This window comes from Streptomyces sp. NPDC025651 (genome assembly GCF_055558735.1).
In genome coordinates this window covers 380,300-407,197 of the sequence record NZ_JBVHLZ010000010.1, presented here as the reverse complement: position 1 = coordinate 407,197, position 26,898 = coordinate 380,300, and the positions used below count along the sequence as shown (strand labels likewise).

The window sequence follows — 26,898 nt, the reverse complement described above, 5'->3', positions numbered from 1 at the left end:
GGGGAGGGTCGTGGCCGGCCCTCCCCGCGGGCGCCGCGTCAGCCTCGGATGATCGCCAGGGCCTCGTCGCGGACCCGGGCCATGGTGGCCTCGTCCCGCGCCTCGACGTTCAGGCGCAGCAGGGGCTCCGTGTTCGACGCGCGTACGTTGAACCACCAGTCGGCGGTGGTCACGGTCAGGCCGTCGAGCTCGTCCAGGGTCACGCCGTCCTTGCCCTCGTGGGCGGCCCTGATCGCGGCGAGGCGGGCGCTCTGGTCGTCGACCGTGGAGTTGATCTCGCCGGAGCCGGCATAGCGGTCGTACTGGGCGACGAGCGCGGACAGCGGGCCGTCCTGGCCGCCGAGGGCCGCGAGGACGTGCAGCGCGGCGAGCATGCCCGTGTCCGCGTTCCAGAAGTCCTTGAAGTAGTAGTGCGCGGAGTGCTCGCCGCCGAAGATCGCGCCGGTCTTGGCCATCTCCTCCTTGATGAAGGAGTGGCCCACGCGCGTGCGTACCGGCGTGCCGCCGTTCTCCTTCACGACCTCCGGGACCGACCAGGAGGTGATGAGGTTGTGGATGACCGTGCCCTTGCCGCCGTGCTTGGCCAGTTCGCGGGAGGCGACCAGGGCCGTGATGGCCGACGGGGAGACCGGGGCGCCGTTCTCGTCGACGACGAAGCAGCGGTCCGCGTCGCCGTCGAAGGCGATGCCGAGGTCGGCGCCCTCCTCGCGCACGCGCTTCTGCAGGTCCACGATGTTGGCCGGGTCCAGGGGGTTGGCCTCGTGGTTGGGGAAGGTGCCGTCCAGCTCGAAGTACATCGGGACGACGTCCAGGGGCAGGCCTTCGAAGACGGTGGGGACGGTGTGCCCGCCCATGCCGTTGCCCGCGTCGACGACGACCTTCAGGGGGCGGATCTTCGTGAGGTCGACCAGGCCGCGCAGGTGGGCGGCGTAGTCACCGAGGGTCTCGCGCCGGGTGAGGGTGCCGGCGGTGGCCGCGGGCTCGGGGGCGCCGGTCGCGCTCCAGCCCTCGACCAGGGCGCGGATCTCCGCGAGGCCGGTGTCCTGGCCGACCGGGGCGGCGCCCGCGCGGCACATCTTGATGCCGTTGTACTGGGCGGGGTTGTGCGAGGCCGTGAACATCGCGCCCGGCAGGTTCAGCGCGCCCGAGGCGTAGTACAGCTGGTCCGTCGAGCACAGGCCGATCTCCGTCACGTCCACGCCGCGGGCCGCGGCACCGCGCGCGAAGGCCCGCGAGAGGCCCGGCGACGAGGGGCGCATGTCGTGCCCGACCACGATCGCGTCGGCGGACGTGATCTGCGCGAAGGCCGCCCCGAAGAGCTCGGCGAGTGACTCGTCCCACTGATCCGGGACCACCCCACGGACGTCGTACGCCTTCACGATCTGGGACAGATCAGCAGTCACGGCCAACCCTCTCTGCAGGTTCTGCTAGTTCAGCGAGTACGGAGAGCTCTCCGCGGTCACCACAAAGCTACCCGCTGGCGCCGACAGCGGGCCGGGCTCCGGCGGCAGACGTCTCACGGCGGCATCCCGACGCCCGCGTCGGCGGCATGCCGACGTCTCACGGCGGCGGCATCCCGTCGTCTCACGGCAGCATCCAGCCGAGGACCGCCGTGCTCTGCCCCACGACGATCAGGCACATCACCAGGAGCAGGCCGAGGCTCCACGGCAGGACCTTGCGCAGCAGATCGCCCTCCTTGCCCGCGAGCCCGACGGCCGCGCACGCGATCGTCAGGTTCTGCGGGGAGATCATCTTGCCGAGGACGCCGCCCGAACTGTTGGCGGCCGCGAGGAGTTCCGGCGAGAGCCCCGACTGCTGAGCCGCCGTCACCTGCAGGGCGCCGAAAAGCGCGTTGGCAGAGGTGTCGGAGCCCGTCACCGCCACGCCGAACCAGCCGAGCACGGGCGACAGGAAGGCGAGCCCGGCCCCGGCGGCGGCTACGTAGTGTCCGATCGTGGCGGCCTGTCCGGAGAGGTTCATGACGTACGCGAGAGCCAGCACGGAGGTCACGGTGAGGATCGCGAAGCGCAACTCGTGGACCGTGGCGGCCCATTCGCGCACCGCTACGCGCGCGTGCACCCCGATGACCGCCGCCGTGCCCGCTCCGGCGAGCAGGACGAGGGTTCCGCCGGTGCCGAGCAGCGGAAGCGAGAAGACGTTGCCGCCGACCGGGTCCCCCGAGGGGTCGCCGACGTTCAGGAAGGGCCAGTCGAAGGTGCGCGTCGCCTTCGCGAGGAGGTCCTTGACGGCGGGGATCTGGGCGAGCGAGAAGACGGCGACGATGAGGGCGTACGGGGCGTAGGCGCGCAGCACTTCGGGGCGCGGGTCGTCGCGGTCGAGGTCCTCGCTGCGCGCACCGGTGAGCACGGCGACGCGGACGGGCTCGGCGGCCGGCCTGCGCGCGTGCGGCACGGCCATCAGCGCACCCGCGCCCGCCAGGGCCGCCCCGATGTCGGCGAGTTGGGCGGAGACGTAGTTGGAGGCCGCGAACTGCGCGACGGCGAAGGCGAGTCCGCACACGAGCGCGGGCACCCAGGTCTCGCGCAGCCCGCGCCGCCCGTCCACGAGGGCCACCAGGAGCAGCGGCACGACCAGGGCGAGCAGCGGCGTCTGGCGGCCGACGACCGTGGCGACGGTGTCCAGCGGAAGGCCCGTCACCTGAGCCAGCGTCACCACCGGTGTGCCCATGGCCCCGAAGGCGACGGGCGCGGTGTTGGCGACCAGGGCGACGACGGCGGCACGGACGGGGTCGAAGCCGAGGGCGACGAGCATGACCGCGCTGATCGCGACGGGCGCCCCGAACCCGGCGAGCGCCTCCAGGAGCGCTCCGAAGCAGAAGGCCACGACGAGCGCCTGGATGCGGGGGTCGTCGGAGAGCCGTCCGAAGGAGCGGCGCAGGATGTCGAAGTGCCGGGTGCGGACCGTCATGCGGTACACCCACAGGGCGTTGACGACGATCCACAGGATGGGGAAGAGCCCGAAGAGAGCCCCTTGCGCGGCGCTGGAGACGGTCTGGCCGAGCGGCATGCCGTACGCGAGCCAGGCGACGAGGACGGCGACCGCGAGGCCGATGAGGCCCGCCCTGTGCGCCTTCATGCGGACGGCACCGAGGAGGACGAGGACGGTCAGGAGGGGCAGGGTCGCGACGAGTGCGGACAGGCCGAGCGAGTCGGCCACGGGCTCCAGTTGCTGCGTGAACACAGGCGGCTCCCCGGTTTCCGTGATGCGGAAAGTGATCTCTCACGAGTGGGGGAATGGTCGTGTCCGCAACAAGCGCACGTCAATGGGGCGTGAGGCAACTGCTGTTCAGCTGTTCAGCAGTGAACGACAGGGTTCTACGGAGAGAAGCCGTTCAGGACTCCGGCGACCGCAGCACCCGGAGGTGGCCGCGGCGGGCGACCTCCATCGGGTCCGCCGCACGGGCACCGCCTCCGCCGGCCTCTGCGGCGCGCTCCTGCGGACGGGCCGCCTCGCGCACGGCGTTGGCGAGCGCTTCGAGGTCGTCGCCGGAGGGCCGGGCGGGACCCGAGGCGTCGGCGAGCCGGACGACCTCCCAGCCGCGCGGGGCGGTGAGGCGCTCGGAGTGCTCGGCGCACAGGTCGTAGCAGTGGGGTTCGGCGTAGGTGGCGAGGGGGCCGAGGACCGCGGTCGAGTCGGCGTAGACGTACGTCAGCGTCGCGACGGCGGGACGGCCGCAAGCGGTGCGCGAACAGCGACGTACAGGGCTCACGACGTTGGACGGTACCGCACTCTTGAGCGGGCCGCGACGACTCTCCACGAGCTCACCCCACCGTGTCGTGCCGTGTTCCGCGCGCGGACGCGCCGTCAGGGCAAGGCGTTGACCTGCACAGACGCCGGTGACCAGAGGGACGGGCGGTGTTGAATCCGGTCACCACATGGCGCGAATCACGTCATTTGGCGCGAGATCGACGGTCTGGGAGAGATACGGAATCGAGTCCAAGCTTGGCCGGAATGGTCAGGAAGCGACATGCCGCGCACCGTGCGGAAAGGGCGATCTCGGGGACTACGCTTCGTCAGTGATGGACGACCCCGTACAGCCCCGCTCCGCAGACCCGAGGCCCCGCCGCCGCGACCGCCACGGCCGAGGCATGCGTGGCCCCGTGGCGCCGCCCCAGGTCCCGCTCTCCGCGAGCCGTGCCGAGGCCTTCACGGACCTCGTGCAGGACTCGGTGGAGCGCCTTGAGCGGCGCTGGCCGCAGCTCACGGAGATCGAGTTCCTGGTCCTCGAGGTGCCGCCCCTGGGCGGTCCAGGCGGGCCCGACGGGGAGTGGCGCGACGAGGTGGTGCCGCTCGGCGGCACGATCACGGCGTCCGAGGGGCGGCCCGCCCGCGTCGTCATCTACCGCCGCCCGGTGGAGATCCGCACCAAGGGGCGCGACGAGCGCGCGGCGCTGGTGCACGAGGTGGTCGTCGAGCAGGTCGCCGAACTGCTCGGCCTGTCCCCGGAGTCGGTCGACCCGCGCTACGGGGACGAGGACTGAGCCCACCAAAGCCCACCAAAGCCCACCAAGAGGTCTGCCCTACTTCTGCAGCACCGTCAGATCCCGCTCCGCCTCCGGCACCGCGACCGTCCCCCCGTCGTCGGGCAGCGACTGGATCGTGAACATGGGGATGCCCTCCTCCGGCAGGGACAGCATCCGCGAGCCGTACACGGCGCCGCCGGACACCGGCTCCACCGTGAGTGCGTACGCGCCCTTGAGTCCGTCGGGCACCGGCGGGTCCGTGATCGCCAGCGTCGTACCGCCCTTGACGGTGTACGTCTTCGAGGCCGGTGAGCCGCCCTCGGTGCCGGCCGACGCCGTGACCTTCACCTTCGCCGACTTGCCCGGGGCGACCAGGGAGAGCGTGGAGCCCTTGGCGCGGTTGTCGGCGGCCGTCGCGCGCGTGCCCACCGCGCTCGTCGCCGGGATGAACGCCGTCTCCTGCTTGCTGCCCTCGCCGCGGGTGACGCGCAGCGCGGCCACCACCGGCACCGACTTGTCCGTCGGCGTCAGGAGCAGCGATCCCGCCTCGCCCTTGGTGACGTCGCCGAGGTCGGCGGCGGCGGTCATGCCCGACTTCACGTGCAGGCTCTCGTGCCCGGCCGGGACGATCGTGCCGGTCGCCGAGGCCAGCTGGATCTTCAGGTCCGCGTCGTCGGAGCCGGGCGCGAAGGCGACCAGGCGCACCGAGGTGGCGTCCTTGGGGATGCCGGGCAGGACCAGGCTGCTGTCGGGGTCCGTGGACGCGGGCAGCCAGTCGCCGCCCAGCTTCTCGTCGGAGGACTGCACGGCGGCCGAGACGCGACCGCTGCGCACGATCACGTGCATCGTGAGGTTCTCGGCCTGCTTCTCCGCGAGCGTGGACAGCAGCACCGGGACGCTGGAGTGCGGCTGCACCTGGATCGAGTCGCCCACCGCGGACGTGACCTCGCCGTCGGGGCCGAAGAGCTCCACGTCGACGACGGCCGCGGAGTCGTCCGGGTTCGTCAGATGGATGTAGTCGCTGCGGTCCTTGGCGGTGCTCGCGCCCGGGAACCAGAAGTCCGTGTCGGGCGCGGTGCAGTTGGTGCCCTGGACGCCGCGCCCGCTGCCCGCCGCGTACGTCGTGGTCTGCTGCACGGTCCAGCCGGGGGCGAACCGGCCGTCGGCCGTGCCGATGAGCGCGGGCGACTCGGCGCCCGACTCCTCGCCGGCCACCGGCTCGCCCGGCGCCTTCTGTGTCAGGAAGGGCTTGGCGTTCTTCTTGTGCTCCTCCTTGGCCGCGTCCGTCAACGCCCGGCTCACGGGGAGCAGTTCCGCCTTGCCCTTGGTCCCGGCGCCGCCCGACTTGGGCGTGAAGGCGGTGTACGAGGTCTCGGCGAGGTCGGAGGAGCTGGGCACCGGGCAGAGCAGGCTGGTGCGCTCGACGGGCAGCCGCGCCGCGGCCTTCGCCCCGTCGTCACCGGTGCCGTCCGGGCCGCTGAACGCGGCGAACCCGGTGACGGCGCCGAGCGCGACGACCACGGCGATCAGGGACTGGGTGGTGCGGTTCACTGCTGGCTCCCGTCGGGGCGCTCACTGTCGGTGCCGTGGGGCGGCTGCGGGGGCAACGGCGGCATCGGGGGCTGCTGTTGGTCGTACGAGGTGTCGTAGGGCCGGCCGTACTGCTGCTCTCCGTAGGCACCGCCCGCTCCTCCGTAGGAGGCGTACGGGTCGTACTGGCCGCCCTGGTAGGCGTCCGCCTGGTACGGCTGCTGCTCGTAGGCCCCGGACGGATAGGCGCCGCCCTGGTGCTGCTGTTCGCCGCCGTACGCGCCGTGCTCGGCGCCCGCGTGGGCCGGCTCCTCCCACTGCTCGTAGGACTGCGCCTGCTGCGGCACCGCGGCAAGGCCCTCCTCCGAAGGAGGAGGCGGGACGTCCTGGCCCGCCTCCTGCGCGGCCTGCTCGCTCTGGGCCCGCAGCCTGCGCGCCCTGCGGCCCTCGCCCTCGACCGCCTGGGCGGGGATGACGGGCTCCTCGGGGAGGTCGTCGTCGACGTCGCGGCGCCGTCCCGGCAGGGCGAGCACCACGAGGACGACGGCGAGCGCGCCCTGCGCCCACAGCCAGGCCTTGTGGCCCACCGGTGCGTCGAAGGTGACGTCCAGGTGGCCGCCCGCGGTGGGCAGTTCGAAGCCCTGCGCCCAGCCGTCGACCGTGGTGCGGGTCAGCGGGCGGCCGTCGAGGGTAGCCGTCCAGCCCGGGTCGGCCGAGTCGGCGAGCCGCAGCACGCGACCCTCGTCGCCGGATTCGATCTTCGTGTGCAGCTCGACGGGTCCTGCCGCGACGGGCTCGGGGTCGCCGGTCTTCGGGACGACCGCGGCGCGCGCCACCTGGCGGTCCACGCGCCACAGGGCGCTGCCGTCCTCCTGGCTGAGCCGGGTCAGGCCGGGGGTGGCGTCCAGGGTGCGGCTCATCTGGCGGGGCGCCCCGTCGCGTACGAGGACGTAGCGCACCGCGTAGCCGCCGAGCTGGTCGGCCTGGTCGGCGCCGGAGCCCGCGACGAGCCTGGCGACGATGTTGTCGAGCCGCTCGTCCGTACCGGCCGCCGACGCGAGTTCCGCGTCGCCGAGCCTGCCGCCCGAGCCCCGTACGAGCGTGTAGGAGACCTTGGCCGCCGAATCGCCGGCGAGGACGAGGGTGCGGGCCTGGTCCTCGGTGCCGCTCTCCTCCGCGACGAACGCGGGCACCTGCACCGGATCGCGCCGCTCCAGAGGTCCGTCGGCGCCGCCGATCATCCACCCGGCGGCCACGAGGAGCGGCCCGGCCGCCGCGGCGAACGCGATGAGCGCGGCCACCGGCTGGCGCCAGCCGAAGCTCTGCTCGGCGACACGCGCGCGTGCCCCGTCGGCGCCGAGCGTGGCGGCGGCGAGGAGCGCGAGGCCGTAGCCGAGGGTGGCGGGTCCGGCCCATGCCGAGCCGTTCGACAGGACCGCGAAGACCAGCGAGACCAGGGCCGCGGCCCAGGCGGTGCGGATCGCCGCCTGCCGCTCGCCGCGCAGCAGGGCGCCGAGGGCGGCGAGCACGATGCCGATGAGCAGCAGACCGTGCACGGTGCCGGGGCCGCCGGGGCTCGCGCCGAGCAGGTCGAGCGCGGTCGCCGAGCCCGAGCCGAACTCCAGGCCCGCTTCCTTGAAGAAGCCGAAGGGCAGCAGCGTCAGGGACCACGGCGCGAGGACGAGCAGCGGTGTGCCGAGGGCGGCGAGGAAGCGAAGGGCGTAGGCCGTGATGTCACCGCGGCGCACCACGAGGAGGGCGAGGCCGAGCACCAGGGCGATCGGCCAGACGATCGGCGTGAAGGCCGTGGCGAGGGTCAGCAGCAGGGCGTACGCCCATGTCGCGCGCCATGTCCCGCGGGTGCCCTCCGGAGCGGCGAGGCCGCTCGCCGCGATACCCGCGCGCGCGATGAGCGGCAGCAGGACCGCGAGGACCGCGGTGCCGATGCGGCCGCCCGCGAGCGCGCCCGTGGCGGCGGGCAGGAAGGCGTACGCGACCGACGCCCACGCGCGCAGCAGGCGCGAGGGGACCAGCGGCCGGGAGGCGAAGTACGCGGCGAATCCCGCCAGCGGCACGGAGCCGACGAGCAGCACGGTGACCGCGAGCCCGGTGGAGCCGAAGAACAGCGAGGACAGACCCGCGACGAGCGCGAGGTAGGGCGGCGCGGACTGCGTGCCGCCGGTGCCGACGGGATGCCAGCCGTCCAGGTAGCGGGACCACAGCTCCGAGGAGTCGGCCGGTGCGGGCAGCAGCGCGCCGCCCGCGAGCGCACCGGTGCCGAGCAGCGCGCGGCAGGCGATGAGCGCGGCGAAGAGCAGCACTACGAAGAGCATCGGTCCCGGCTTGCGGGCGATGCGCTTGAGCCGGGCGAACTGCTCGATCTCCAGGAAGTCCGCGTCGTCGCCGCCGGGTCCCGACTCGACGGCGCCGTGGCGTCCCGCGCCCGCGGGGGCCTCGGCGTCGGAGCGGCCGACGAGGCTGCCCGCCGCCTGCTCGACGGTGGCGCGCACGGTGGCGCCGGGCGGCGGGAAGAGCGGCCGCATCTCACCCGCGTCTATGGCCGGCTTGCCGCGCGTCTTGCGGGCACCGAGGATCCGCCCGGGGCGCAGCAGCGTCGCCAGGAGACCGGCGATCTCGTCGAGGGCCTGGCCGGGCGCCTTGCCGACGAGATAGGCGACGGTGCGCAGGAGCGTGCCGACGACCACCCGGAAGAACACCCAGGGCAGCACGGCCGTACGGGCGTTGACGAGCAGGGTGTAGGTGGCGCCCGCCTTGTCGACGCGGTGCGGCGAGGTCGAGGTGCGGCCGACGCAGTCGACGGTGCGGCGCTCGCGCGAGGAGGCCTCGGCGTGCCGCACGACGGCGTCGGGGGCGACGAGGACGCGGTGCCCCGCGGCGTGCGCGCGCCAGCACAGGTCGACGTCGTCGCGCATCAGCGGCAGCCGGCGGTCGAAGCCGCCCAGCTGTTCGTAGACGTCGCGCCGGATCAGCATGCCCGCGGTGGACACGGAGAGCACGGGCCGTACGTGGTCGTGCTGGCCCTGGTCCTGCTCGCGCCGGTCGAGGCCGGTCCAGCGGCGGCCGCTGTTGGCGATGGAGACGCCGACTTCGAGGAGCTGCCTGCGGTCGTACCAGCCGCGGAGCTTGGGCCCCACGACGGCGACGTCCTTGCCGAGCTCGCGTTCGTTCTCGACGACGCGCAGGAGTTCGGCGAGGGCGTCGGGGTCGGGCGCGCAGTCGTCGTGCAACAGCCAGAGCCACTGCACGGGTTCGCCGTGCGGCAGGTCCGGCATGTCGTACGCGTCGTCGCGCCAGGTCCGGCTCACCGGGTCCCAGCCGCTGGGACGCTTGAGGTACGGCAGCTCTTCGGGGGTCAGCACGCCGGCGGTGCGGACGGCCTCGTCGACGGCGGTGCCGAAGCCGGAGCGCCGGGCGAGGTGCAGCACGCGGTCGGGACCGAGGGCCTCGGTGACCAGGCGGGCGGAGTCGTCCGCGCTGCCGGTGTCCGCGGCCACGGCGTTCTGCACGGGCCGCTCCTGGCCGAGCAGCCCCGCCAGGGCGTCGGGCAGCCAGCGGGCGCCGTCGTGGGAGACGAGGACGGCGGTCACGACGTGCCGCGGAAACTCGGGCGGGCGGGTCGGGTCGAACCCGGCGGCGGCAGCGTCGTGGTGGCTGGCTGCCGAATGGCTGTGCACGGACATCGAGGTACGGGCCCCGGTTCGATGGACTGCGGTGGACGCCTGCGCCCTGCGGGGGCACGGGGGCGTCTCGGACGGGGCCCCACACTAACGGCTGGCACCAGTACGGCCCGCCGCCTGTGGATAACCCATGGGCGACGGGCCGTTGGTTGCGCATTGTTTGAGGGAGGTGTGTGCCGAATTGGTCGGGCGGCGCACACCGTCGGGGTCGGCTGCCGCGTGCCGCTTCACGCACGCGCGTTCTCGTACCTACACGCACGCGTGGTGCGTGCGCGTGGCGGTCGGGATCAGACCGCCGCCTTCTTCAGTCGCCGTCGTTCACGCTCCGACAGACCGCCCCAGATGCCGAAGCGTTCGTCGTTCGCCAGTGCGTACTCAAGGCATTCCGAGCGGACCTCGCAGGCGAGGCAGACCTTCTTGGCCTCGCGCGTGGAGCCGCCCTTCTCGGGGAAGAAGGACTCGGGGTCGGTCTGGGCGCACAGCGCGCGCTCCTGCCAGCCGAGTTCCTCGTCCGCGTCCTCGACCAGCAGTTCCTGAACCAGCTCGGTCATGTGCGCCCCTCGTCTGTCTGTGCGTCCCCGTCGTGCTTGCCGTTACCGATTTCGGCTGAACGACACGAGTGAAATTACAAGTGTGCCGATCCGGGCCAGTCAAGCCGAGATCTGCTATTGGGCCCCTTATTCACTCTGCGGAACCAAGGCTATGCGGAAAGTGTTCAAATCGGCATAAACCGTGACACTCGCGAGGGGCCGTCCGGCACCACCCCTTCTTGTGAGGTCTCGACGCGGTCTCGAAGAGGCCTCACAAGCAAGGACGTCGATGTTTGAGTGCCGGTTGCTGCGCCATGTGTCCGGTGCGGCGAGTGCACAAACCTTTCGCCTGAGAGAACAACCGGATGAGGTGAAACATATCCCACATTGTGGACATCAAGTTGACACCAGAGGTGTGAGCCGGTGTCCTGGTGGGCATGCTCGCGAACCTGGCTCTTTCGATGACCCGCACCAGCGGGTCCATCGGTGCTGCCCACGCGCGCTGTTGCTGTTCCTGCTCCAGCTGTTGAGTTCCTCCAGCTGTTGAGCCGGCTCCCCGAGCCGCTTCCCTCGCTCCACCCTCTTCACCGCGCTCCACCCATCCTTCGCGACACCCCAGCACTCTTACGTTGAGGAACCACCGCACGATGAACAGCGACAGCGACCTCCAGATCGCCGGCGACATCCTCGAGGTCACCCACCTCCTGCAGCCCGCCCGCGAGCACCCCGCCACCGTGGCCGAGTTCGTCGGCCTCGCCCGCTCCATCGCCGCCGACCGCTCCCAGTGGGAACACCTCGTCCAGTACGACGCCACCAGCCGCTGGTACCACCGCCTCACAACAGGCCCCGGGTACGAGGTCTGGCTGCTCTCCTGGGTGCCCGGACAGGGCAGCGGGCTGCACGACCACGGACCCTCCTCCGGCGTACTCACCGTCCTGGAGGGCGAGTTGACCGAGCGCACGGAGCGCGGCGCGCGGGCGCTCGGAGCGGGCGCGCAGCGCGTCTTCGCCTCCGGGTACGCCCACGACGTCGTCAACGACTCCCTCGAACCGGCCGTCAGCCTGCACATCTACTACCCGGGCCTGACCGAGATGCCGATGCGCTCCGCCCAGTGCGCCACCGTCGCCGCCGAAGGCGCCGCGGAGGATGTCGTAACCGCCTGACACGCTGTCGTACCCGCCTGACATGCTGGGGACATGCGCATTGTGGTTCTGGCCGGCGGCATCGGCGGCGCCCGTTTCCTCCGTGGACTCAAGAAGGCCGCGCCCGACGCGGACATCACGGTCATCGGCAACACCGGTGACGACATTCACTTGTTCGGGTTGAAGGTCTGTCCCGACCTGGACACCGTGATGTACACGCTGGGCGGCGGCATCAACGAAGAGCAGGGCTGGGGACGTACGGACGAGACGTTCAAGGTCAAGGAAGAGCTCGCGGCGTACGGCGTCGGACCCGAGTGGTTCGGGCTCGGCGACCGGGACTTCGCCACGCACATCGTGCGGACGCAGATGCTCGGCGCCGGATATCCGCTCAGCGCCGTCACGCAGGCGCTGTGCGAGCGGTGGCAGCCCGGGGTGCGGCTCATCCCCATGTCCGACGACCGCGTCGAGACGCACGTCGCCGTCACGATCGACGGCGAGCAGAAGGCCGTGCACTTCCAGGAGTACTGGGTGCGGCTGCGCGCCTCCGTGGACGCCCACGCCGTCGTGCCCGTCGGCGCCGAGCAGGCCAAGCCCGCGCCCGGCGTCCTGGAAGCCATCGCCGATGCCGACGTCGTGCTCTTCCCGCCGTCCAACCCCGTCGTGAGCGTCGGCACCATCCTCGCCGTGCCCGGCATCCGCGAGGCCATCGCCGAGGCCGGCGTGCCGGTGGTCGGGCTCTCCCCCATCGTCGGGGACTCCCCCGTGCGCGGCATGGCCGACAAGGTGCTCGCCGCCGTCGGCGTCGAGACCAGCGCCGCCGCCGTCGCCGAGCACTACGGCAGCGGGCTCCTCGACGGCTGGCTCGTCGACAGCGTCGACGCGGGCGTGGTGGAGCGGGTCGAGAGCGCCGGGATCCGGTGCCGGGCCGTGCCGCTGATGATGACCGACGTCGACGCCACCGCCGAGATGGCGCGCGAGGCGCTCGCGCTCGCCTCGGAGGTACGGGCATGACCGCCCCCTCCTTCACGGCGTGGGCCGTCCCCGGGCTGCCCGAGGTCCGGGAGGGCGACGACCTCGCCAAGCTGATCGCGGCCGCCGAGCCGGGCCTCGCCGACGGCGACGTACTCCTCGTCACGTCCAAGATCGTCAGCAAGGCGGAGGGGCGTGTCGTGCGGGCCGACGACCGCGAGGCCGCCATCGACGCCGAGACCGTGCGGGTCGTGGCGCGGCGCGGGACCCTGCGCATCGTGGAGAACCGGCAGGGGCTCGTGATGGCCGCCGCCGGTGTCGACGCCTCCAACACGCCTTCCGGGACCGTGCTGTTGCTGCCCGAGGACCCTGACGCCTCGGCCCGTGCCGTACGGGAGGGGGTGCGGGAGGCGCTGGGCGTGGACGTCGGCGTCGTCGTCACCGACACCTTCGGGCGGCCCTGGCGCTCCGGGCTCACCGACGTCGCCATCGGGGCGGCCGGGGTGCGGGTCCTCGACGACCTGCGGGGCGGCGTGGACGCGTACGGGAATCCGCTGAGCGCGACCGTCGTCGCCACCGCGGACGAACTCGCCGCCGCGGGGGACCTCGTGAAGGGGAAGGCCGCGGGGCTGCCCGTCGCGGTGGTCCGCGGGCTGCCTCACGTCGTGGGGGCGGGGCCCGACGAAGGGGCGCGGGCGATGGTGCGCGGCGCGCGCGACGACATGTTCCGGCTCGGGACGTCCGAAGCGGTGCGGGAAGCGGTGACGCAGCGGCGGACCGTGCGGGAGTTCACCGACGGGGAGGTCGACCCCGGGGCCGTGCGGCGGGCCGTGGCCGCGGCCGTCACGGCGCCCGCGCCGCACCACACGACGCCGTGGCGGTTCGTGCTCCTGGAGTCCGAGGCCTCGCGGGTCGAGCTGCTCGACGCCATGCGGGACGCGTGGGTCGCCGACCTCCGGCGGGACGGGAAGTCGCAGGAGTCCATCGCCAAGCGGGTGCGGCGCGGGGACGTGCTGCGCAAGGCGCCCTATCTGGTGGTGCCGTGCCTGGTCATGGACGGCTCGCACACGTACGGGGATGCCCGGCGGGATGCGGCCGAGCGGGAGATGTTCGTGGTGGCGGCCGGGGCGGGGGTGCAGAACTTCCTGGTGGCGTTGGCCGGGGAGCGGCTCGGGTCCGCCTGGGTTTCTTCGACGATGTTCTGCCGGGATGTCGTGCGGGAGGTTCTGGGGCTGCCGGAGTCCTGGGATCCGATGGGGGCGGTGGCCGTGGGGCATCCGGCGGGTGAGCCTCCCGCTCGGGGTGAGCGGTCCGTGGAGGACTTTGTCGCCGTGCGGTAGCCCTTCGGGGGGCGGGGATTTTGCGCAGTTCCCCGCGCCCCTTGAAAGGTCGTTCCTCGCGTGCGGGTTGTGGGGGCTTGTCGCGCAGCTCCCCGCGCCCCTGAAAGGGGCGGGTGGTCGCGCCCACGCGGCAGAGCCGCATATGCCACGGCCCCGCGCCCCTTCGGGGCGCTCACAACGCCCCGATGTTCCCCCTCGGCATGCGCGGTTCCCTGCGTGGGGGTGTTCTGCCGCTCAGGAGGATCAGGCGGGCCGCTCTGTGGCGTTGGCCCTCGTAGGGGGTCAGCAGGCGCAGCATTTCCGTGTCGTCCGCTCGGCGGTTGTCCGCGAGGGCGTAGCCGACGATGCCCGGCAGGTGGAGGTCGCCGACCGTCACCGCGTCGGGGGCGCCGTTGCTGCGCTGGACCGTTTCCGCCGAGGTCCAGGGGCCGATGCCCGGGATCAGCTCCAGGCGGGCCTGGGCCTGGAGCGGCTCCATCGACGCCGCTTCCTCCATCCGGGAGGCCCGCGCCACCGCCCGCAGGATCGTGGACGCCCGCTTGTCGTCCACGCCCGCCTTGTGCCACTCCCAGGAGGGGATGAGGGACCAGGCGCGGGGGTCCGGCATGACGTGCATGCGGGCCTCGGCGGGGGTCGGGCCCGGGGCCGGTTCGCCGTACGCGCGAACCAGGAGGCGCCAGGCGCGGTACGCCTCGTCCGTCGTGACCTTCTGTTCCAGGATCGACGGGATCAGCGACTCCAGGACCAGCGACGTGCGCGTCAGACGCAGGCCCCGGCGGCGGCGCTCGGTCGCGGCGACCAGGCGGTGGCGGGGCGAGAAGGCCCCGGGATCGTCCGACTCGCCCAAGAGGGCCGGGAGTTGGTCCAGGAGCCAGGGTCCGCCCCGGCCCCACGCCTCGGCCTCGACCGTGCCCGCGCGCAGGGCGACCCGAAGCGTGCCGGGCCCGTCCGGCGTGCGGCTCGCGCGCCAGACCGAGCCGTCGGGTGTCGTGCGGAAGGTGGGGTCCGCGGGGCCGCGGCGCAGCGGGCCGAGGGTGAGGCCCAGGTCCACGGGGTAAGGCGGCCGCCAGCTGCGGGTGTGCGCGGCCGTCGAGGGGCGCGGGACGCCCGCGGGTACGGCCGCTTCGCCGCCGCGCACGGTGGTGCGGGTGGGGCGCGGGGCGAAACGGGACGACATTCGTACGAGAGTAGGGGACGCGCGTCCCCTGCGGGGTGCCTACTGGTCGGAGGAGAACCGGACCGCGCCCGCGGGCAGCGTGGCCTCGCACCAGACGCGTACGCCCTCGCGCAGTTCGTTGTCGGGGCCCACGGTCGCGCCGTCGCCGACCACCGCTCCCGAGAGCGCCGAGCGGGCGCCGATCCGCGCGCCCGCGCCGATCAGGGAGTCCGTGATCACCGTGCCCGGCTCGATGACCGCGCCGGACAGGATCGTGCTGCCGGAGATCCGCGCGCCCTCGCCGACGCGCGCGTTCTCGCCGACCACCGTGCCGCCGGTGAGCTTGGCGTCGGCGGCCACGGAGGCGCTGGGCAGCACCAGGCGGTCGCCGCAGCGGCCGGGGACCGCCGGGGACGGGGCACGGCCGAGGACCAGGTCCGCCGAGCCGCGCACGAAGGCCTGGGGCGTGCCCAGGTCCAGCCAGTACGTGGAGTCGACCATGCCCTGGAGGTGGGCGCCGGAGGCGAGCAGGCCGGGGAACGTCTCGCGCTCGACGGAGACCGGGCGGCCCGCGGGGATCGTGTCGATGACCGAGCGCCGGAAGACGTACGCGCCCGCGTTGATCTGGTCGGTGACGATCTCCTCGGGGGTCTGCGGCTTCTCCAGGAACGCCGTGACCCTGCCGGTCGCGTCGGTGGGGACCAGGCCGTAGGCGCGCGGGTCGTCGACCTTCGTGAGGTGCAGGGAGACGTCCGCGCCCGCCGCCTCGTGGGTGTCGACCAGGGCGCGGATGTCCAGGCCCGTGAGGATGTCGCCGTTGAAGATCAGGACCGGCTCGTCGGGGGCCGAGTGCAGGCGCGATGCCACGTTGCGGATGGCGCCGCCCGTGCCGAGGGGTTCGGTCTCCGTGACGTACTCGATGTGGAGGCCGAGCGCCGAGCCGTCGCCGAAGTACGGCTCGAAGACCTCGGCGAGGTAGGAGGTGGCGAGGACGATGTGTTCCACGCCCGCCGCGCGGGCCCGCGCCAGCTGGTGGGTGAGGAACGGGACGCCGGCCGCCGGGACCATCGGCTTGGGAGTGTGGACCGTGAGCGGTCGCAGCCGGGTTCCCTTGCCGCCGACCAGGAGGATCGCTTCTGTCACCTGTCGTCTCTGCTTCCTGCTGGGGCCGGCCGAACTTGAGTTTCGGCCGGCCAGTGTATGCAGACGGATGTGCAGGCCGTGCAGTTCGTGCGGTGCGACCGGGCCTCAGCGGCCCTGGAAGCGGGCCGAGGTGGTCCGGGCCTTGCCGAGCTTCTTGTACAGGCGGCTACCGGGGCACTCGGTGGCGAATCCGTCCCGATGCCCGGAGATCACCCGGAGGCGGACGTTCTCGCCTTTCTTGTACAGGTTGCCACCGCCGGACTTCAGGTATGTCGTTCCGCGCGGATTGGCGCCGTACAGGCCGAGCTTCCACGCGGTCAGCCGGGCGACGGCGTTCACGGCCGCCTTCGGCGGGTTGGAGCTGCTGTACGTGCCGAGGACGGCGATGCCCATGCTGTTCGCGTTGAAACCGAGAGTGTGGGCCCCCAGGACCGGCTTGGCCACACCTCCGGCACGTCCTTCGTAGATGTTTCCGCACCGGTCGACGGCGAAGTTGTAGCCGAAGTCACGCCAGCCGCTGCTCTTGACGTGGTAGCGGTAGATGCTGCGCAGCACGGTTCCCGCCTGTGAGCAGCGGTAGTTGTTGCCGGACGCGCTGTGGTGCACGAAGGCGGCCTTCACGGTCTTGGTGTACGCGAAGTCCTTCTCGCGGAGCTTCTCGTCGGCGCCCCAGCCCTTGCGCGTGATGATGCGCGGGCGCGGTCCGACGTAGGGCCGGGCCTTGCCGACCGCCTCCGGGCCGCCGCGGACGGCGATCAGGTCGTCCTCCGTCTGCTGCTTGGTCAGCTCCGGGATCACGGTGGCGCCGAGCGGGGCGAGGTCCGCGTTCACGGCCGAGGTGGCGGCGGACTCGACGGTCAGGGCGGTGGCGCGCGGCGCCTCGGCCTGGCCGCCCTGGGGCGGGGGATCCTCGCCCGGGTCGACCAGCTCAAGGCGCAGGCCCTTGGGGAGCGGGCCTTCGGCCGCTGCCCGGTTCGCGTGCGCGTCGGCCTTCGCCTCCCCTTCGGCTCCTCCTTCCCGCTCCGCCTCAGCGTCCGCGCGTACGCGGATCTCGACGCCGTCCGAGTCGCCGACCCACAGCGGCGCGGTCGAGCCGCGGACGGCGCCGGTGCCGCGCTCGGGGGTGTCCGGGTCGGCGGCGTGCTCGTGGTTGTGCGTCTCCACGTCCTGCCAGTCGGACCAGGTCGTGGTGCCGGTCGTGCGGGTGCGGACCTGGACGGTGCCGCGCAGTTCGGCTTCGGGGTTGTCCCAGACGACGCCGACCAGGGAGAAGGGCCGGACGTCACGCTGGGCCAGGCCCTGTTCGCGCGCGGCGGCCGAGCCGAGGGAGCGGTCGGAGCCGAGCGGGGCGAGCGGGAGGGACTGAGTGCTGCCGGGGACCGCCTCCGCGGCGGACCCGGTGGCCGGGGCGGCGGGCGTCGCGGCTCGGGCGCCGGACGACGGCAGGGTGAGGGGCAGGGCCAGGGCGGCCGCGCACGTGACGCCGATCGAGGAAGCAAGAAATCCACGCATACATCTGATCGTTGGCATAACGGAACATATCTGTCCATTGGGGAACTGACGGACCGTCGGCCAGGAGCGGCCGTTCCGGTCGCCCGCACTCCCCCGCCACGCCGAGGGGCGCGAGGGGGCCCGCGTACGCTTGCGCCCGTGAACGCCAACGACCGCACCCCTGCCGACCTGCTGCGATCCGCGCTCGCCTCGGACCCGGGCCGCCCTCTTGTCACCTTCTACGACGACGCCACCGGCGAGCGCGTGGAATTGTCCGTGGCCACCTTCGCCAATTGGGTGGCCAAGACCGCCAACCTGCTCCAGGGCGACCTCGCCGCCGAGCCCGGCGACCGGGCCGTGCTGCTGCTGCCCGCGCACTGGCAGACGGCGGTGTGGCTGCTCGCCTGCTCGTCGGTGGGCGTGGTCGCGGACGTGGGCGGCGACCCGGCCTCCGCCGACCTCGTCGTCAGCGGCCCCGACGCGCTGGAGGCGGCGCGCGCCTGCTCCGGGGAGCGGGTGGCGCTCGCGTTGCGCCCGCTCGGCGGGCGGTTCCCGCAGACCCCGGACGGCTTCGCCGACTACGCGGTCGAGGTTCCCGGGCAAGGGGACCAGTTCGCTCCGTACGCGCCGGTCGACCCCGACGAGGTCGCCCTCGTCGTCGGCGGGACCGGGCTGACGGGTGCGGAGGTCGTGGAGCGGGCCCGTGCCGACGCGGGGCGGCTGGGCATCGGGCCCGGCTCCCGCGTGCTGTCCGGTCTGCCGTACGCCACCTGGGACGGGCTCAGCGCCGGGCTGTACGGGGCGCTGGCCTCCGGCGGGTCCGTGGTGCTGTGCCGACACCTCGATCAGCTGGCCGAGGGTGGCCTGGAGAAGCGGGTCGAGGACGAGCGGGTCACGGTCACGGTGAACTGAAGCTCCCCCGTTCGGCGCACTCAGGCCCCTGGCCCAGAGGCCCCCCACCCCGCGTCGGTCCATGGTCGTAGAGGACGCACCACGCACCGACGCAGCCATGAGGGGTGGACGCACACGTGACCGACACCGAAGGCAGCCCGCCCGCGCCGGAGGCCACGTACGGGCCCGGGGCCGGGGCGAGCCCCACCGGCGTGGGTGCCGTCCGCCGCAGGCGCCGCTGGCTGCGCCACACCGCGATCGGCGCCGCCGTCCTGGTGCTCGGCGTGGGCGGCGCGGGATGGGCGGCGTACGAGAAGCTCGACGGCAACATCACCGAGGACACCGACGCGGCCGCCGAGCTGGCGCGTTACGAGAAGGAGCGCCCGACGCCGCTGGTGCACGACGCGCAGAACATCCTGCTGCTCGGCTCCGACACCCGCGCGGGCAAGGGCAACCGCAAGTACGGCAGGGACCCCGGCACCCAGCGCTCGGACACCACGATCCTGCTGCACCTGGCCGCCGACCGGCAGAGCGCGACCGCCGTGTCGATCCCGCGCGACCTGATGGTGGACATTCCCGCCTGCCGCAGGCCGGACGGTTCCCGCACACAGGCCCAATTCGCCCAGTTCAATTGGGCGTTCGAGTTCGGCGGGACGGCCTGCACGATCCGTACCGTCGAGAAGCTCACCAAGATCCGCGTCGACCACCACATGGTCGTGGACTTCACCGGCTTCAAGGACATGGTCGACGCCGTCGACGGCGTCCAGGTCTGCGTGAGGACCCCGATCGACGACGCCGACGCCCATGTGAAGCTCGCCGCGGGCCTGCGGACCCTGAACGGCGAGCAGGCGCTGGGTTACGTGCGCGCCCGCAAGAGCCTCGGCAACGGCAGCGACACCGACCGGATGGACCGCCAGCAGGAGTTCCTCGGCGCGCTCGTCAACAAGGTGCAGAGCAATGACGTCCTCTTGAATCCGACGAAGCTCTATCCCGTTCTCGACGCGGCGACTTCTTCGCTGACCACCGACCCCGGACTCGCGAGTCTGCGGGGTTTGTACGAACTGGTGCGCGGGATGCGCAATATCCCCACAGAACGGGTGCAGTTCCTCACTGTTCCCCGCAGGTCGTACGCCTACGACGCGAACCGCGACGAACTCGTGGAGCCGGCGGCGGGGCAGCTCTTCACGCGGCTCCGCACGGACACCCCGGTCGAAGTGGCCCCGCGGGAGCCCGAGTCCCAGCAGCAGGAGGCCTCCTACGAAGAGGAGTACTCGCCCGAGTCCTCGTACGAAGAGGAGTACGGAGAGGGGTACGAAGAGGGGTACGAGGACTCCGGCGAGTACTGGAGCGACGAGAAGCCGGACGACCCTTCGCATACGCCGTCTCCCGCACCGACATTCCGGGGCAACACGGCGGCCGAGTCCACCTGCGAGTAAAGCGATCCCCAAGGGAAGGCCGCGCCCGACTAAGAAATAGGGCGGATTGCCCAGTTGTAGGGGAGTGGAATTTGTCACCGGCGTCGTTCGGCGCTGAACTGGGCGGATAGTGTGAGCGATCCGGTGCGCCGGGCCAATCGGCCGCGCATCGCTGGAACGACTGACCGAGCGCCTTCTTGAGGGGGGAAAGGCGCCGCGTGGCCCCGACGGAGGACGCAAACAACCGTGGACGCGCAAGGCCGTGGGCGGGCGGAGAACATCGACCCCGCAGACCAGTGGGTGCTCAACCCGAACACCGGCGACTACGAACTGCGACTGAGCCCCTCCGCAGGGCAGTCGGCGGTGCCTGGACCCCGTAGGACCCCCTCCCGTCAGGGTGGCCGCGGCCGCCCCGCGCCGGGCCGTGAGCGGCCCCGCCAGGACGAGCGCAGGGACGAGCGCGACGAGCGCCGCGAGGTGCCCGGCCAGCGCAGGCGCCGCGTCAAGGAGCCGGAGGCGGCATCGGGCGGCAGGCGCAAGCAGAAGCAGCGGAAGTCCAAGGGCAAGAAGGTCATGATCTGGACGGGCGGCACGCTCGCCTTCCTGCTCGTGGCGGGCTGCACCGGCGGCTACCTCTACTACCAGCACCTCAACGACAACATCACGTCGATAGACGATGACGGCGCGGGCACCGGCGGCTTCAGCAAGGACCGGGCCATCAACATCCTGGTGATGGGCACCGACAAGCGCAGCGGCAGCGGCAACAAGGGATACGGCGACGAGGGCAGCGTCGGTCACGCGGACACGACGATCCTCCTGCACGTCTCCAAGGACCGGACGAACGCGACCGCGTTGAGCATCCCGCGCGACATGATCACCGACATCCCGGACTGTCCGACGACGATGGAGGACGGGACCAAGAAGACCATCCCGGGCTCGCAGAACGTCCGCTTCAACGAGAGCCTCGGGCAGTACGACCGCACGCCGAGCTGCACCATGCGCACGGTCACGAAGATCACGGGGATAAAGCTCGACCACTTCATGGTGGCCGACTTCAACGCGGTCAAGACGCTCTCCAGCGCGGTCGGCGGCGTGGACGTCTGTCTCGCCAAGGACATCGACGACCCCAAGTCGCATCTGAAGCTGCCCAAGGGCAAGCACACGATCGAGGGCGAGGAGGCGCTCGCCTTCGTGCGCACCCGGCACACCGTGGGCAACGGGGGCGACTTGAGCCGGATCGAGCTGCAGCAGCAGTTCCTCAGCTCGCTGATGCGCAAGCTGAAGTCGAGCGACACGCTCACCGACCCGACGAAGATGATCGACCTCGCGGAGGCCGGCACCAAGGCCCTCACGGTCGACTCCAAGATCGCCGACATAATGAAGCTCAAGGACCTCGGCATGGAGCTCGGCAAGCTCGACATGAAGAACCTGAGCTTCGCCACGCTGCCGGTCAAGGACAACCCCGCGGAGAAGGTCCCCGTCACGGTCGTCGTCGACCCGCCCAAGGCCGACCCGCTGTTCGCGATGATGCGCGCCGACGAGTCGCTGACCGAGGTGAAGAAGAAGCAGAAGAAGGAGAAGGCCGCGGTGGCCGCCCGCCTCAAGGGCCCCAAGGCCGACGCCTCCGAGGTCCGCGTCGACATCTACAACGGCAGCGGGAAGACCGGCGCCGCTCAGACAACTCTCACATGGCTGCAGAACAATGAGGGCGTGCTCAAGTCCAGCCAACTGGGGAACGCGCCCTCGGACATCAAGAAGACGACGCTCGAGTACGCACCGGACCAGGCTGACCAGGCCCGTCGGCTCGCCGACATCATGGGCCTGCCCGCCACCGCCCTGAAGCCGGGCAAGAGCGAGAAGAACGCACAGGGCCTCCCGGCCATGAAGCTGACGCTCGGCGGCGACTTCAAGGGCGCGGGGGTGCCCGTCGCCGCTCCGTCGAAGGCGCCGGAGGGGATCCAGAAAGTCGAAGCGGACAAGACTGTGTGTGCCAAGTGACCTGAAGCGGTCGTTCTGCATCTAACAATGCGCCAAGGCGTACGACACCGGGGGGTTGTCGTACCGGCGCCAAGTCGACGCGGAGCGGCCGCAGTTCAGGACAGGGGCGGGAGGGGCTGGGGATGAGGCAGGACAGCGCGCGGAGGGAAAGGACCAAACGGTCCGTGGAGCCTTCGGACGGGGGCGGTGAGCCTCCGGAGGATGCCGCGGACGGTGGCGGAAGGCATCGGCACCGCAGGCGGCCGGGCGGCGGCGAGCGTCCGCCGCGCCGCAGGCGCCGGGTCCTTCGCTGGTCGGCAACGGTCCTCTCGGTACTGATACTCGGCACGGCCGGCGCCGGTTACCTCTACTACCAGCACCTCAAAGGCAACCTGGAGACCGACGACCTGAACCTGGGCGAGCACCGGGCTCCGGAGCCGACGCCCAACGCCGCGGGCCAGACGCCGCTGAACATCCTGCTCATCGGCTCCGACGCGCGGGACTCCAAGGAGAACCAGAAGCTCGGCGGGGCCAAGGACACCTTCGGCTCGCCGCCGCTCGCCGACGTGCAGATGCTGCTGCACCTCTCGGCGGACCGCACCAACATGTCGGTCGTCAGCATGCCGCGCGACACGCTGCTGCAGATCCCCAAGTGCACCGACCCGGACGACGGAAAGGTCTATCCGGAGACCGGCCCGCGCTACATGACGAACGAGTCGCTCGGCCGCGGCGGCCCCGGCTGCACCGTCGCCACCTGGGAGAAGCTCACCAACATCCACATCGACCACTTCATGATGGTCGACTTCTCGGGTGTGGTCTCCATGGCGGACGCCATCGGCGGCGTACCCGTCTGCGTGGACAAGAACATCCACTCGCGCACCCGCGAGGGCAAGGGGTCGGGCCTCAAGCTGAAGAAGGGCACCACGGAGATCAAGGGCGAGCAGGCCCTGCAGTGGCTGCGCACCCGCTACGGCTTCGAGGGCGGCACCGACATCAGCCGCGCCAAGGCCCAGCACATGTACATGAACGCGCTGGTCCGCAAGCTCCGCGAGAACACCGGCCTGACCAGCCCCAACCAGCTGCGCAAGCTCGCCGAGGAGGCGACGAACGCGCTGACGGTCGACAACGGCCTCGGCTCCCCCAAGAAGCTGTACGACCTGGGCAACGAGCTCAAGAAGGTCTCGCCGGAGCGCACGACGATGACGACCATGCCGTTCGAGTACGTCGGCGCGCGCGTCATCCCGAAGCCCGGCGACGCGGAGCAGCTCTTCCGCCTGGTCCGTGACGACGTCGCCCTGGACGGCAAGGGCAGGAAGAAGCCTCCGAAGGAGAAGCTGTCGGACGACCCGGCGGCCGCGGACGACAAGATCGCCGTCCAGGTGCAGAACGGCACGCGCAGCGCGACCGAGCCCCCGGCCGGCGGACGGGCGGGCGCGGTGGCGCAGCTCCTGGCGGGCAAGGGCTTCACGAAGGCCGCGCCGGACACGGCGACGGCGCTCAGCGAGGAGCGGACCGTCATCCGCTATCCCAGCGTCGACCTGGAGGGCGACGCCCAGCGGGTCGCCAAGTCCCTGGGCCTTCCGCTGAGTTCGGTGAAGAAGTCGACGGACGTCTCCGGGGTCACGCTGGTCGTCGGCGCCGACTGGCGCGAGGGCGACGTGCCGCCCAAGCCGAAGAAGAAGGACGACAGCACGCCGGATTCCGCGGACGCGCTCAGCGGCTCCGACAAGAAGGCGTGCATGAAGGTGGACCCGAACTTCACCTGGTGAACGGCTCCGGGGCAAGTGACGATGCGTCACTTGCCCCGACGTTCCGTACCGCGTACGCCCGTTGGGCCGCTCAGACCTGCTGGGTCTCCCCCATCACGGCCGGGCGGCGCGAGGCGATGACCTTCTTGGCCAGCGAGCGCGGGCTGGTGAGGAAGCCGAAGCCCCACGACATGTGCATGATCGCGAGCGCCACCGGGATCTGCAGGCGCGCCTTGAGCGGCAGGCCCTTGCCCGCGGGGACGGACCCGGCGACGATCGCCGCGAGGTAGCCACCGGGGATCACGAAGCCCCACGGCGTGAGGGCCGCGCCCACCACGACGCCCGCCGCGATGGCGCACACCGCGGTCGGCGGCGCGAGGTAGCGCAGGTTGATGGAGCCCTCGTGGTAGCGGGCGACGACGTGGCGCCAGCGGCCGTAGTCCTTGTACTGCTTGGCCAGGGCCTTCACGCTCGGGCGGGGGCGGTAGGAGACCTTCAGCTCGGGCGAGAACCAGATCATGCCGCCGGCCTCGCGGATGCGGAAGTTCAGCTCCCAGTCCTGGGCGCGGATGAACTCCTCGTTGTATCCGCCCTGTTGCTCCAGGGCCTCGCGGCGGAAGACGCCCAGGTAGACCGTCTCGGCCTGCTGGGCGTCGCCGCCGGTGTGGAAGGCGGCGTTGCCCACGCCGATCTTCGAGGTCATGGCGGCGGCCACGGCCTGCTCCCAGGCGTTGGTGCCCTGGGCGTGCATGATGCCGCCGACGTTCATCGCGCCGGTCTCCTCCAGGAGGCGCACGGCGGTGGTGATGTACCCGGGCGAGAGCGCGGCGTGGCCGTCCACACGCACCACGATCGGGTGACGGGACGCCTTGATGGCGGCGTTCAGCGCCGCGGGCGTGCGGCCCGTCGGGTTGGGGACCGTGTGCACCCGGGGGTCTTCTCGGACCAGCTCGGCGGCGATCTCGTCCGTGCGGTCGGTGGAGGGGCCGAGCGCGACGACGACCTCCATCTCGCCCGCGTACTCCTGCTGCAGGATCGCGTGCACCGCCTCGCGCAGGTGCCGTTCCTCGTTGAGGACGGGCATGATCACCGATACGGCGGGAGGCTGCACCTCAGACTTCGCGTTCATCACGCGTCACGTTACCGCGAACGGGGGACACGGGCGCGCGCCGTCCGGGTCGCTACCCCGGGCCGCATTTCGTATGGCCTTACGTTTCTCGGGTTCCCGGATCTTCGCCCACCCCCAGCCCGGACCCGTCTCCGCGGAGGTGTCCCCCACGTGCCCACACCGCCCCGCTCCCCCGCCCCCTCGCCGCGCCGCCCGAACCCGCAGGCCCGCAAGCCCGCCCGGAAGTCCGCCGGGAAGGGGAAGCGGCCCCGCTGGGCCATGCGGGTGGCGACCACCTTCTCCGTGACGGTCCTGGCCGCGGCCGGCATCGGGCACTCCGTCGTCACCAGCCTCGACACCGGGATCAAGCGGGTCGACGCCTTCAAGGACATGAAGAACAGGCCCGCGCCGGGCAACGGCATGAACGTGCTGCTCGTCGGCACCGACGGCCGCGACAAGATCAGCCCCGAGGAGAAGGCGAAGTACCGCCTCGGCGGCGCGCCCTGCCACTGCACGGACACGATCATGATCGTGCACATCTCGGAGGACAGGGACCGCGCGAGCGTCGTGAGCCTGCCCAGGGACTCGTACGCGGATCTGCCCGCGCACACCGACCAGACCACCGGCGAGAAGCACCACGAGCACGCCAACAAGATCAACGCGGCGTACGCGGAGGGCGGCCCGAACCTCACGGTGCGCACCGTCGAGCACATGACGAAGGTCAAGATCGACCACTATCTGGAGGTCGACTTCACCAGCTTCATGAAGACCGTGGACGTGCTCGGCGGCGTGGAGATCTGCACGGCACGGCCGCTCAAGGACTCGCACACCGGGCTCGACCTGTCGGTCGGCACGCACGAGCTGAACGGCGGCGAGGCGCTCCAGTACGTGCGCTCGCGGTACGTCGACGGGGCCTCCGACCTGGGCCGCATGCAGCGCCAGCAGCGCTTCCTCGCGGCGCTCATCGCGAAGGCGACGAGCAGCGGCGTGCTGCTCAATCCGGTCAAGTTCCGCGACGTGACGCGCACCCTGCTGGGCTCGGTCCGCGCGGACAAGGGCTTCGGGACGGGCGAGATGCTGGACCTCGGCCGTGCGATGCGGAACTTCTCGCCGTCGTCGTCGGAGTTCACGACCGTGCCGCTGAGCGCCAAGGGCAAGTCCATCCCGGGCATCGGCTCGACGCTGAAGTGGCACAAGACGAAGTCGAAGAGGCTGTTCGAGGCGTTGCGCGAGGACCGTCCGCTGGCCCCGCACCGCTCCAGGTCCAGGGCGGCCCTCGTGGGCGTCTCGCCCCAGCAGATCCGGGTCCAGGTGGACAACGGCACGGGGGCGCCGGGCCTCGGCAAGCGGGTCGACGCGGCGCTGCGGGCGACCGGCTTCCGGACCACGCGGGTGCCGGGGAACGTCCCCGGGGCGAGCAGGAAGCCCGCCGAGCGGACCGTCGTCGCGTACGACCCGCGCTGGGACCGCTCGGCGAAGTCCCTGGCCACGGCGTTGCCGGGCTGCGAGATGCGGAAGGTCAAGGGGCAGGGCGCGACGCTGAAGGTGATCGCGGGCGCCGACTTCAAGGCGGTGCGTCCCGTGCGGGCGGAGGACGCCTATCAGGGCGAGTTCGGCGCGGTCACCGGGGACCAGGTCGTCTGCCCCTGAACGGCGGCCGGGCCGGGGTGGGCGCCGGGCGCTGCCGGGGTGGGCGCCGGGCTCAGTCGTCGAAGCCCTCCGCGGCCCGTGCCTCGCGCAGTTCCTTGATGGCCCGGCGCCGCGCGAGGCGGTGCGTGCGGCGGATCTGGGCCTCCTGGTAGCGGCGGCGGTCGCGGTCCGTCTCGGGGATGACCGGGGGGACGGTGCGCGGCTTGCCGTCCGCGTCGACCGCGGCGAAGACGAGGTACGCGGAGCCGACCTGCTGCGCGGGCGTCGACTCGTTCCAGCGCTCGGCGAGGACCCGGACGCCGACCTCCATGGAGCTGCGTCCGGTCCAGTTGACCTGGGCCTTCACATGGACGAGGTCGCCGACGCGGACCGGCTCCAGGAAGGCCATCTCGTCCATGGACGCGGTGACCGCGGGGCCGCCCGAGTGGCGTCCGGCGACGGCTCCCGCCGCGTCGTCGACCAGTTTCATGATCACGCCACCGTGCACCGTCCCGAGGAGGTTGGTGTCGTTGTGGGTCATGATGTGGCTGAGGGTGGTGCGGGACGCTGAGGTCGGCTTGCCCGGAATCTCCGATTCTGGACGGGGAGCCTGATCTGTCATGCCCTCCACCCTAAGCCGGACGTAT

At 71.9% G+C, this 26,898-nt stretch carries 20 protein-coding genes; 9 read left to right on the top strand and 11 right to left on the bottom strand.

The window, feature by feature from the left end:
- Window positions 1–38 precede the first annotated feature (38 nt).
- The 3 genes from ACZ4D5_RS32455 to ACZ4D5_RS32445 all read right to left on the bottom strand — a co-directional run bounded on the left by ACZ4D5_RS32455 (window position 39) and on the right by ACZ4D5_RS32445 (window position 3,778).
- Window positions 39–1,403, bottom strand: a complete 1,365-nt coding sequence (locus tag ACZ4D5_RS32455; protein WP_467776019.1) for a phosphomannomutase/phosphoglucomutase — start codon at window positions 1,401–1,403, stop codon at window positions 39–41.
- Window positions 1,404–1,584: 181 nt separating this feature from the next.
- Window positions 1,585–3,201 (bottom strand): L-lactate permease, encoded by a 1,617-nt coding sequence (locus tag ACZ4D5_RS32450; RefSeq protein ID WP_467776018.1) that lies wholly within the window; start codon window positions 3,199–3,201, stop codon window positions 1,585–1,587.
- 151 nt (window positions 3,202–3,352) lie between these two features.
- Complete coding sequence (locus ACZ4D5_RS32445; protein WP_467776017.1) at window positions 3,353–3,778, bottom strand: DUF3499 domain-containing protein; 426 nt, start codon at window positions 3,776–3,778, stop codon at window positions 3,353–3,355.
- A gap of 262 nt (window positions 3,779–4,040) precedes the next feature.
- Here ACZ4D5_RS32445 and ACZ4D5_RS32440 point away from each other — a divergent pair, with 262 nt between their 5' ends.
- Window positions 4,041–4,502, top strand: a complete 462-nt coding sequence (locus tag ACZ4D5_RS32440; protein ID WP_362340431.1) for a metallopeptidase family protein — start codon at window positions 4,041–4,043, stop codon at window positions 4,500–4,502.
- Window positions 4,503–4,541: 39 nt separating this feature from the next.
- Here ACZ4D5_RS32440 and ACZ4D5_RS32435 read toward each other — a convergent pair whose 3' ends face one another.
- From ACZ4D5_RS32435 to ACZ4D5_RS32425, 3 genes are all read right to left on the bottom strand, one after another.
- Window positions 4,542–6,035: a DUF5719 family protein gene (locus ACZ4D5_RS32435; RefSeq protein ID WP_467776016.1), complete on the bottom strand. Its 1,494-nt coding sequence runs from the start codon at window positions 6,033–6,035 to the stop codon at window positions 4,542–4,544.
- Window positions 6,032–9,715 carry a glycosyltransferase family 2 protein gene (locus ACZ4D5_RS32430; RefSeq protein ID WP_467776015.1) on the bottom strand — a complete coding sequence of 1,228 codons (3,684 nt, stop codon included), beginning with the start codon at window positions 9,713–9,715 and terminating at the stop codon, window positions 6,032–6,034. Before ACZ4D5_RS32430 ends, ACZ4D5_RS32435 begins: the two co-directional genes overlap by 4 nt.
- A gap of 284 nt (window positions 9,716–9,999) precedes the next feature.
- Entirely contained in the window at window positions 10,000–10,263 is a 264-nt protein-coding gene (locus ACZ4D5_RS32425; protein WP_016642094.1) for a WhiB family transcriptional regulator, read from the bottom strand.
- Between the two features lie 626 nt (window positions 10,264–10,889).
- On the opposite strand from ACZ4D5_RS32425, the gene ACZ4D5_RS32420 reads away from it, so the two are divergent.
- The 3 genes from ACZ4D5_RS32420 to ACZ4D5_RS32410 are packed head-to-tail and all read left to right on the top strand — an operon-like array spanning window position 10,890 to window position 13,693.
- Entirely contained in the window at window positions 10,890–11,405 is a 516-nt protein-coding gene (locus ACZ4D5_RS32420; protein WP_467776014.1) for a cysteine dioxygenase, read from the top strand.
- Between the two features lie 33 nt (window positions 11,406–11,438).
- Entirely contained in the window at window positions 11,439–12,395 is a 957-nt protein-coding gene (gene cofD, locus ACZ4D5_RS32415; RefSeq protein WP_467776013.1) for a 2-phospho-L-lactate transferase, read from the top strand.
- Window positions 12,392–13,693: a coenzyme F420-0:L-glutamate ligase gene (locus tag ACZ4D5_RS32410; protein ID WP_467776012.1), complete on the top strand. Its 1,302-nt coding sequence runs from the start codon at window positions 12,392–12,394 to the stop codon at window positions 13,691–13,693. Before cofD ends, ACZ4D5_RS32410 begins: the two co-directional genes overlap by 4 nt.
- Before the next feature lie 172 nt (window positions 13,694–13,865).
- On the opposite strand, the gene ACZ4D5_RS32405 is transcribed toward ACZ4D5_RS32410, so the two are convergent.
- The 3 genes from ACZ4D5_RS32405 to ACZ4D5_RS32395 form a co-directional block, all read right to left on the bottom strand.
- Entirely contained in the window at window positions 13,866–14,870 is a 1,005-nt protein-coding gene (locus ACZ4D5_RS32405) for a DNA-3-methyladenine glycosylase family protein (protein WP_467776011.1), read from the bottom strand.
- 39 nt (window positions 14,871–14,909) lie between these two features.
- Entirely contained in the window at window positions 14,910–15,992 is a 1,083-nt protein-coding gene (manB, locus tag ACZ4D5_RS32400; protein WP_467776010.1) for a mannose-1-phosphate guanylyltransferase, read from the bottom strand.
- A gap of 105 nt (window positions 15,993–16,097) precedes the next feature.
- Window positions 16,098–17,522 carry a peptidoglycan recognition protein family protein gene (locus ACZ4D5_RS32395; protein WP_467776009.1) on the bottom strand — a complete coding sequence of 475 codons (1,425 nt, stop codon included), beginning with the start codon at window positions 17,520–17,522 and terminating at the stop codon, window positions 16,098–16,100.
- 120 nt (window positions 17,523–17,642) lie between these two features.
- Here ACZ4D5_RS32395 and ACZ4D5_RS32390 point away from each other — a divergent pair, with 120 nt between their 5' ends.
- From ACZ4D5_RS32390 to ACZ4D5_RS32375, 4 genes are all read left to right on the top strand, one after another.
- Window positions 17,643–18,395, top strand: a complete 753-nt coding sequence (locus tag ACZ4D5_RS32390; RefSeq protein WP_467776008.1) for a TIGR03089 family protein — start codon at window positions 17,643–17,645, stop codon at window positions 18,393–18,395.
- Between the two features lie 116 nt (window positions 18,396–18,511).
- Window positions 18,512–19,810, top strand: a complete 1,299-nt coding sequence (locus ACZ4D5_RS32385; RefSeq protein ID WP_467776007.1) for an LCP family protein — start codon at window positions 18,512–18,514, stop codon at window positions 19,808–19,810.
- A gap of 225 nt (window positions 19,811–20,035) precedes the next feature.
- Window positions 20,036–21,787 carry an LCP family protein gene (locus ACZ4D5_RS32380; protein ID WP_467776006.1) on the top strand — a complete coding sequence of 584 codons (1,752 nt, stop codon included), beginning with the start codon at window positions 20,036–20,038 and terminating at the stop codon, window positions 21,785–21,787.
- 122 nt (window positions 21,788–21,909) lie between these two features.
- Window positions 21,910–23,535: an LCP family protein gene (locus ACZ4D5_RS32375; RefSeq protein ID WP_467776005.1), complete on the top strand. Its 1,626-nt coding sequence runs from the start codon at window positions 21,910–21,912 to the stop codon at window positions 23,533–23,535.
- Window positions 23,536–23,605: 70 nt separating this feature from the next.
- Here the strand turns inward: ACZ4D5_RS32375 and ACZ4D5_RS32370 are convergent, their stop codons facing one another.
- A complete protein-coding gene (locus ACZ4D5_RS32370) occupies window positions 23,606–24,643 on the bottom strand; it encodes a glycosyltransferase family 2 protein (RefSeq protein WP_467776004.1) in 1,038 nt (345 codons plus the stop codon).
- Between the two features lie 150 nt (window positions 24,644–24,793).
- On the opposite strand from ACZ4D5_RS32370, the gene ACZ4D5_RS32365 reads away from it, so the two are divergent.
- Window positions 24,794–26,272 carry an LCP family protein gene (locus ACZ4D5_RS32365; protein WP_467776003.1) on the top strand — a complete coding sequence of 493 codons (1,479 nt, stop codon included), beginning with the start codon at window positions 24,794–24,796 and terminating at the stop codon, window positions 26,270–26,272.
- 52 nt (window positions 26,273–26,324) lie between these two features.
- On the opposite strand, the gene ACZ4D5_RS32360 is transcribed toward ACZ4D5_RS32365, so the two are convergent.
- Complete coding sequence (locus ACZ4D5_RS32360; protein WP_467776002.1) at window positions 26,325–26,873, bottom strand: acyl-CoA thioesterase; 549 nt, start codon at window positions 26,871–26,873, stop codon at window positions 26,325–26,327.
- Window positions 26,874–26,898: the final 25 nt, after the last annotated feature.

Excerpts from the sequence above, each read along its gene's own strand:
- ACZ4D5_RS32440 (WP_362340431.1), top strand. The coding sequence starts at position 4,041 with ATGGACGACCCCGTACAGCCCCGCTCCGCAGACCCGAGGCCCCGCCGC.
- ACZ4D5_RS32430 (WP_467776015.1), bottom strand. The coding sequence starts at position 9,715 with ATGTCCGTGCACAGCCATTCGGCAGCCAGCCACCACGACGCTGCCGCC.
- ACZ4D5_RS32425 (WP_016642094.1), bottom strand. The coding sequence starts at position 10,263 with ATGACCGAGCTGGTTCAGGAACTGCTGGTCGAGGACGCGGACGAGGAA.
- ACZ4D5_RS32420 (WP_467776014.1), top strand. The coding sequence starts at position 10,890 with ATGAACAGCGACAGCGACCTCCAGATCGCCGGCGACATCCTCGAGGTC.
- cofD (WP_467776013.1), top strand. The coding sequence starts at position 11,439 with ATGCGCATTGTGGTTCTGGCCGGCGGCATCGGCGGCGCCCGTTTCCTC.
- ACZ4D5_RS32410 (WP_467776012.1), top strand. The coding sequence starts at position 12,392 with ATGACCGCCCCCTCCTTCACGGCGTGGGCCGTCCCCGGGCTGCCCGAG.
- ACZ4D5_RS32405 (WP_467776011.1), bottom strand. The coding sequence starts at position 14,870 with ATGTCGTCCCGTTTCGCCCCGCGCCCCACCCGCACCACCGTGCGCGGC.
- ACZ4D5_RS32395 (WP_467776009.1), bottom strand. The coding sequence starts at position 17,522 with ATGCCAACGATCAGATGTATGCGTGGATTTCTTGCTTCCTCGATCGGC.
- ACZ4D5_RS32375 (WP_467776005.1), top strand. The coding sequence starts at position 21,910 with ATGAGGCAGGACAGCGCGCGGAGGGAAAGGACCAAACGGTCCGTGGAG.
- ACZ4D5_RS32370 (WP_467776004.1), bottom strand. The coding sequence starts at position 24,643 with ATGAACGCGAAGTCTGAGGTGCAGCCTCCCGCCGTATCGGTGATCATG.
- ACZ4D5_RS32360 (WP_467776002.1), bottom strand. The coding sequence starts at position 26,873 with ATGACAGATCAGGCTCCCCGTCCAGAATCGGAGATTCCGGGCAAGCCG.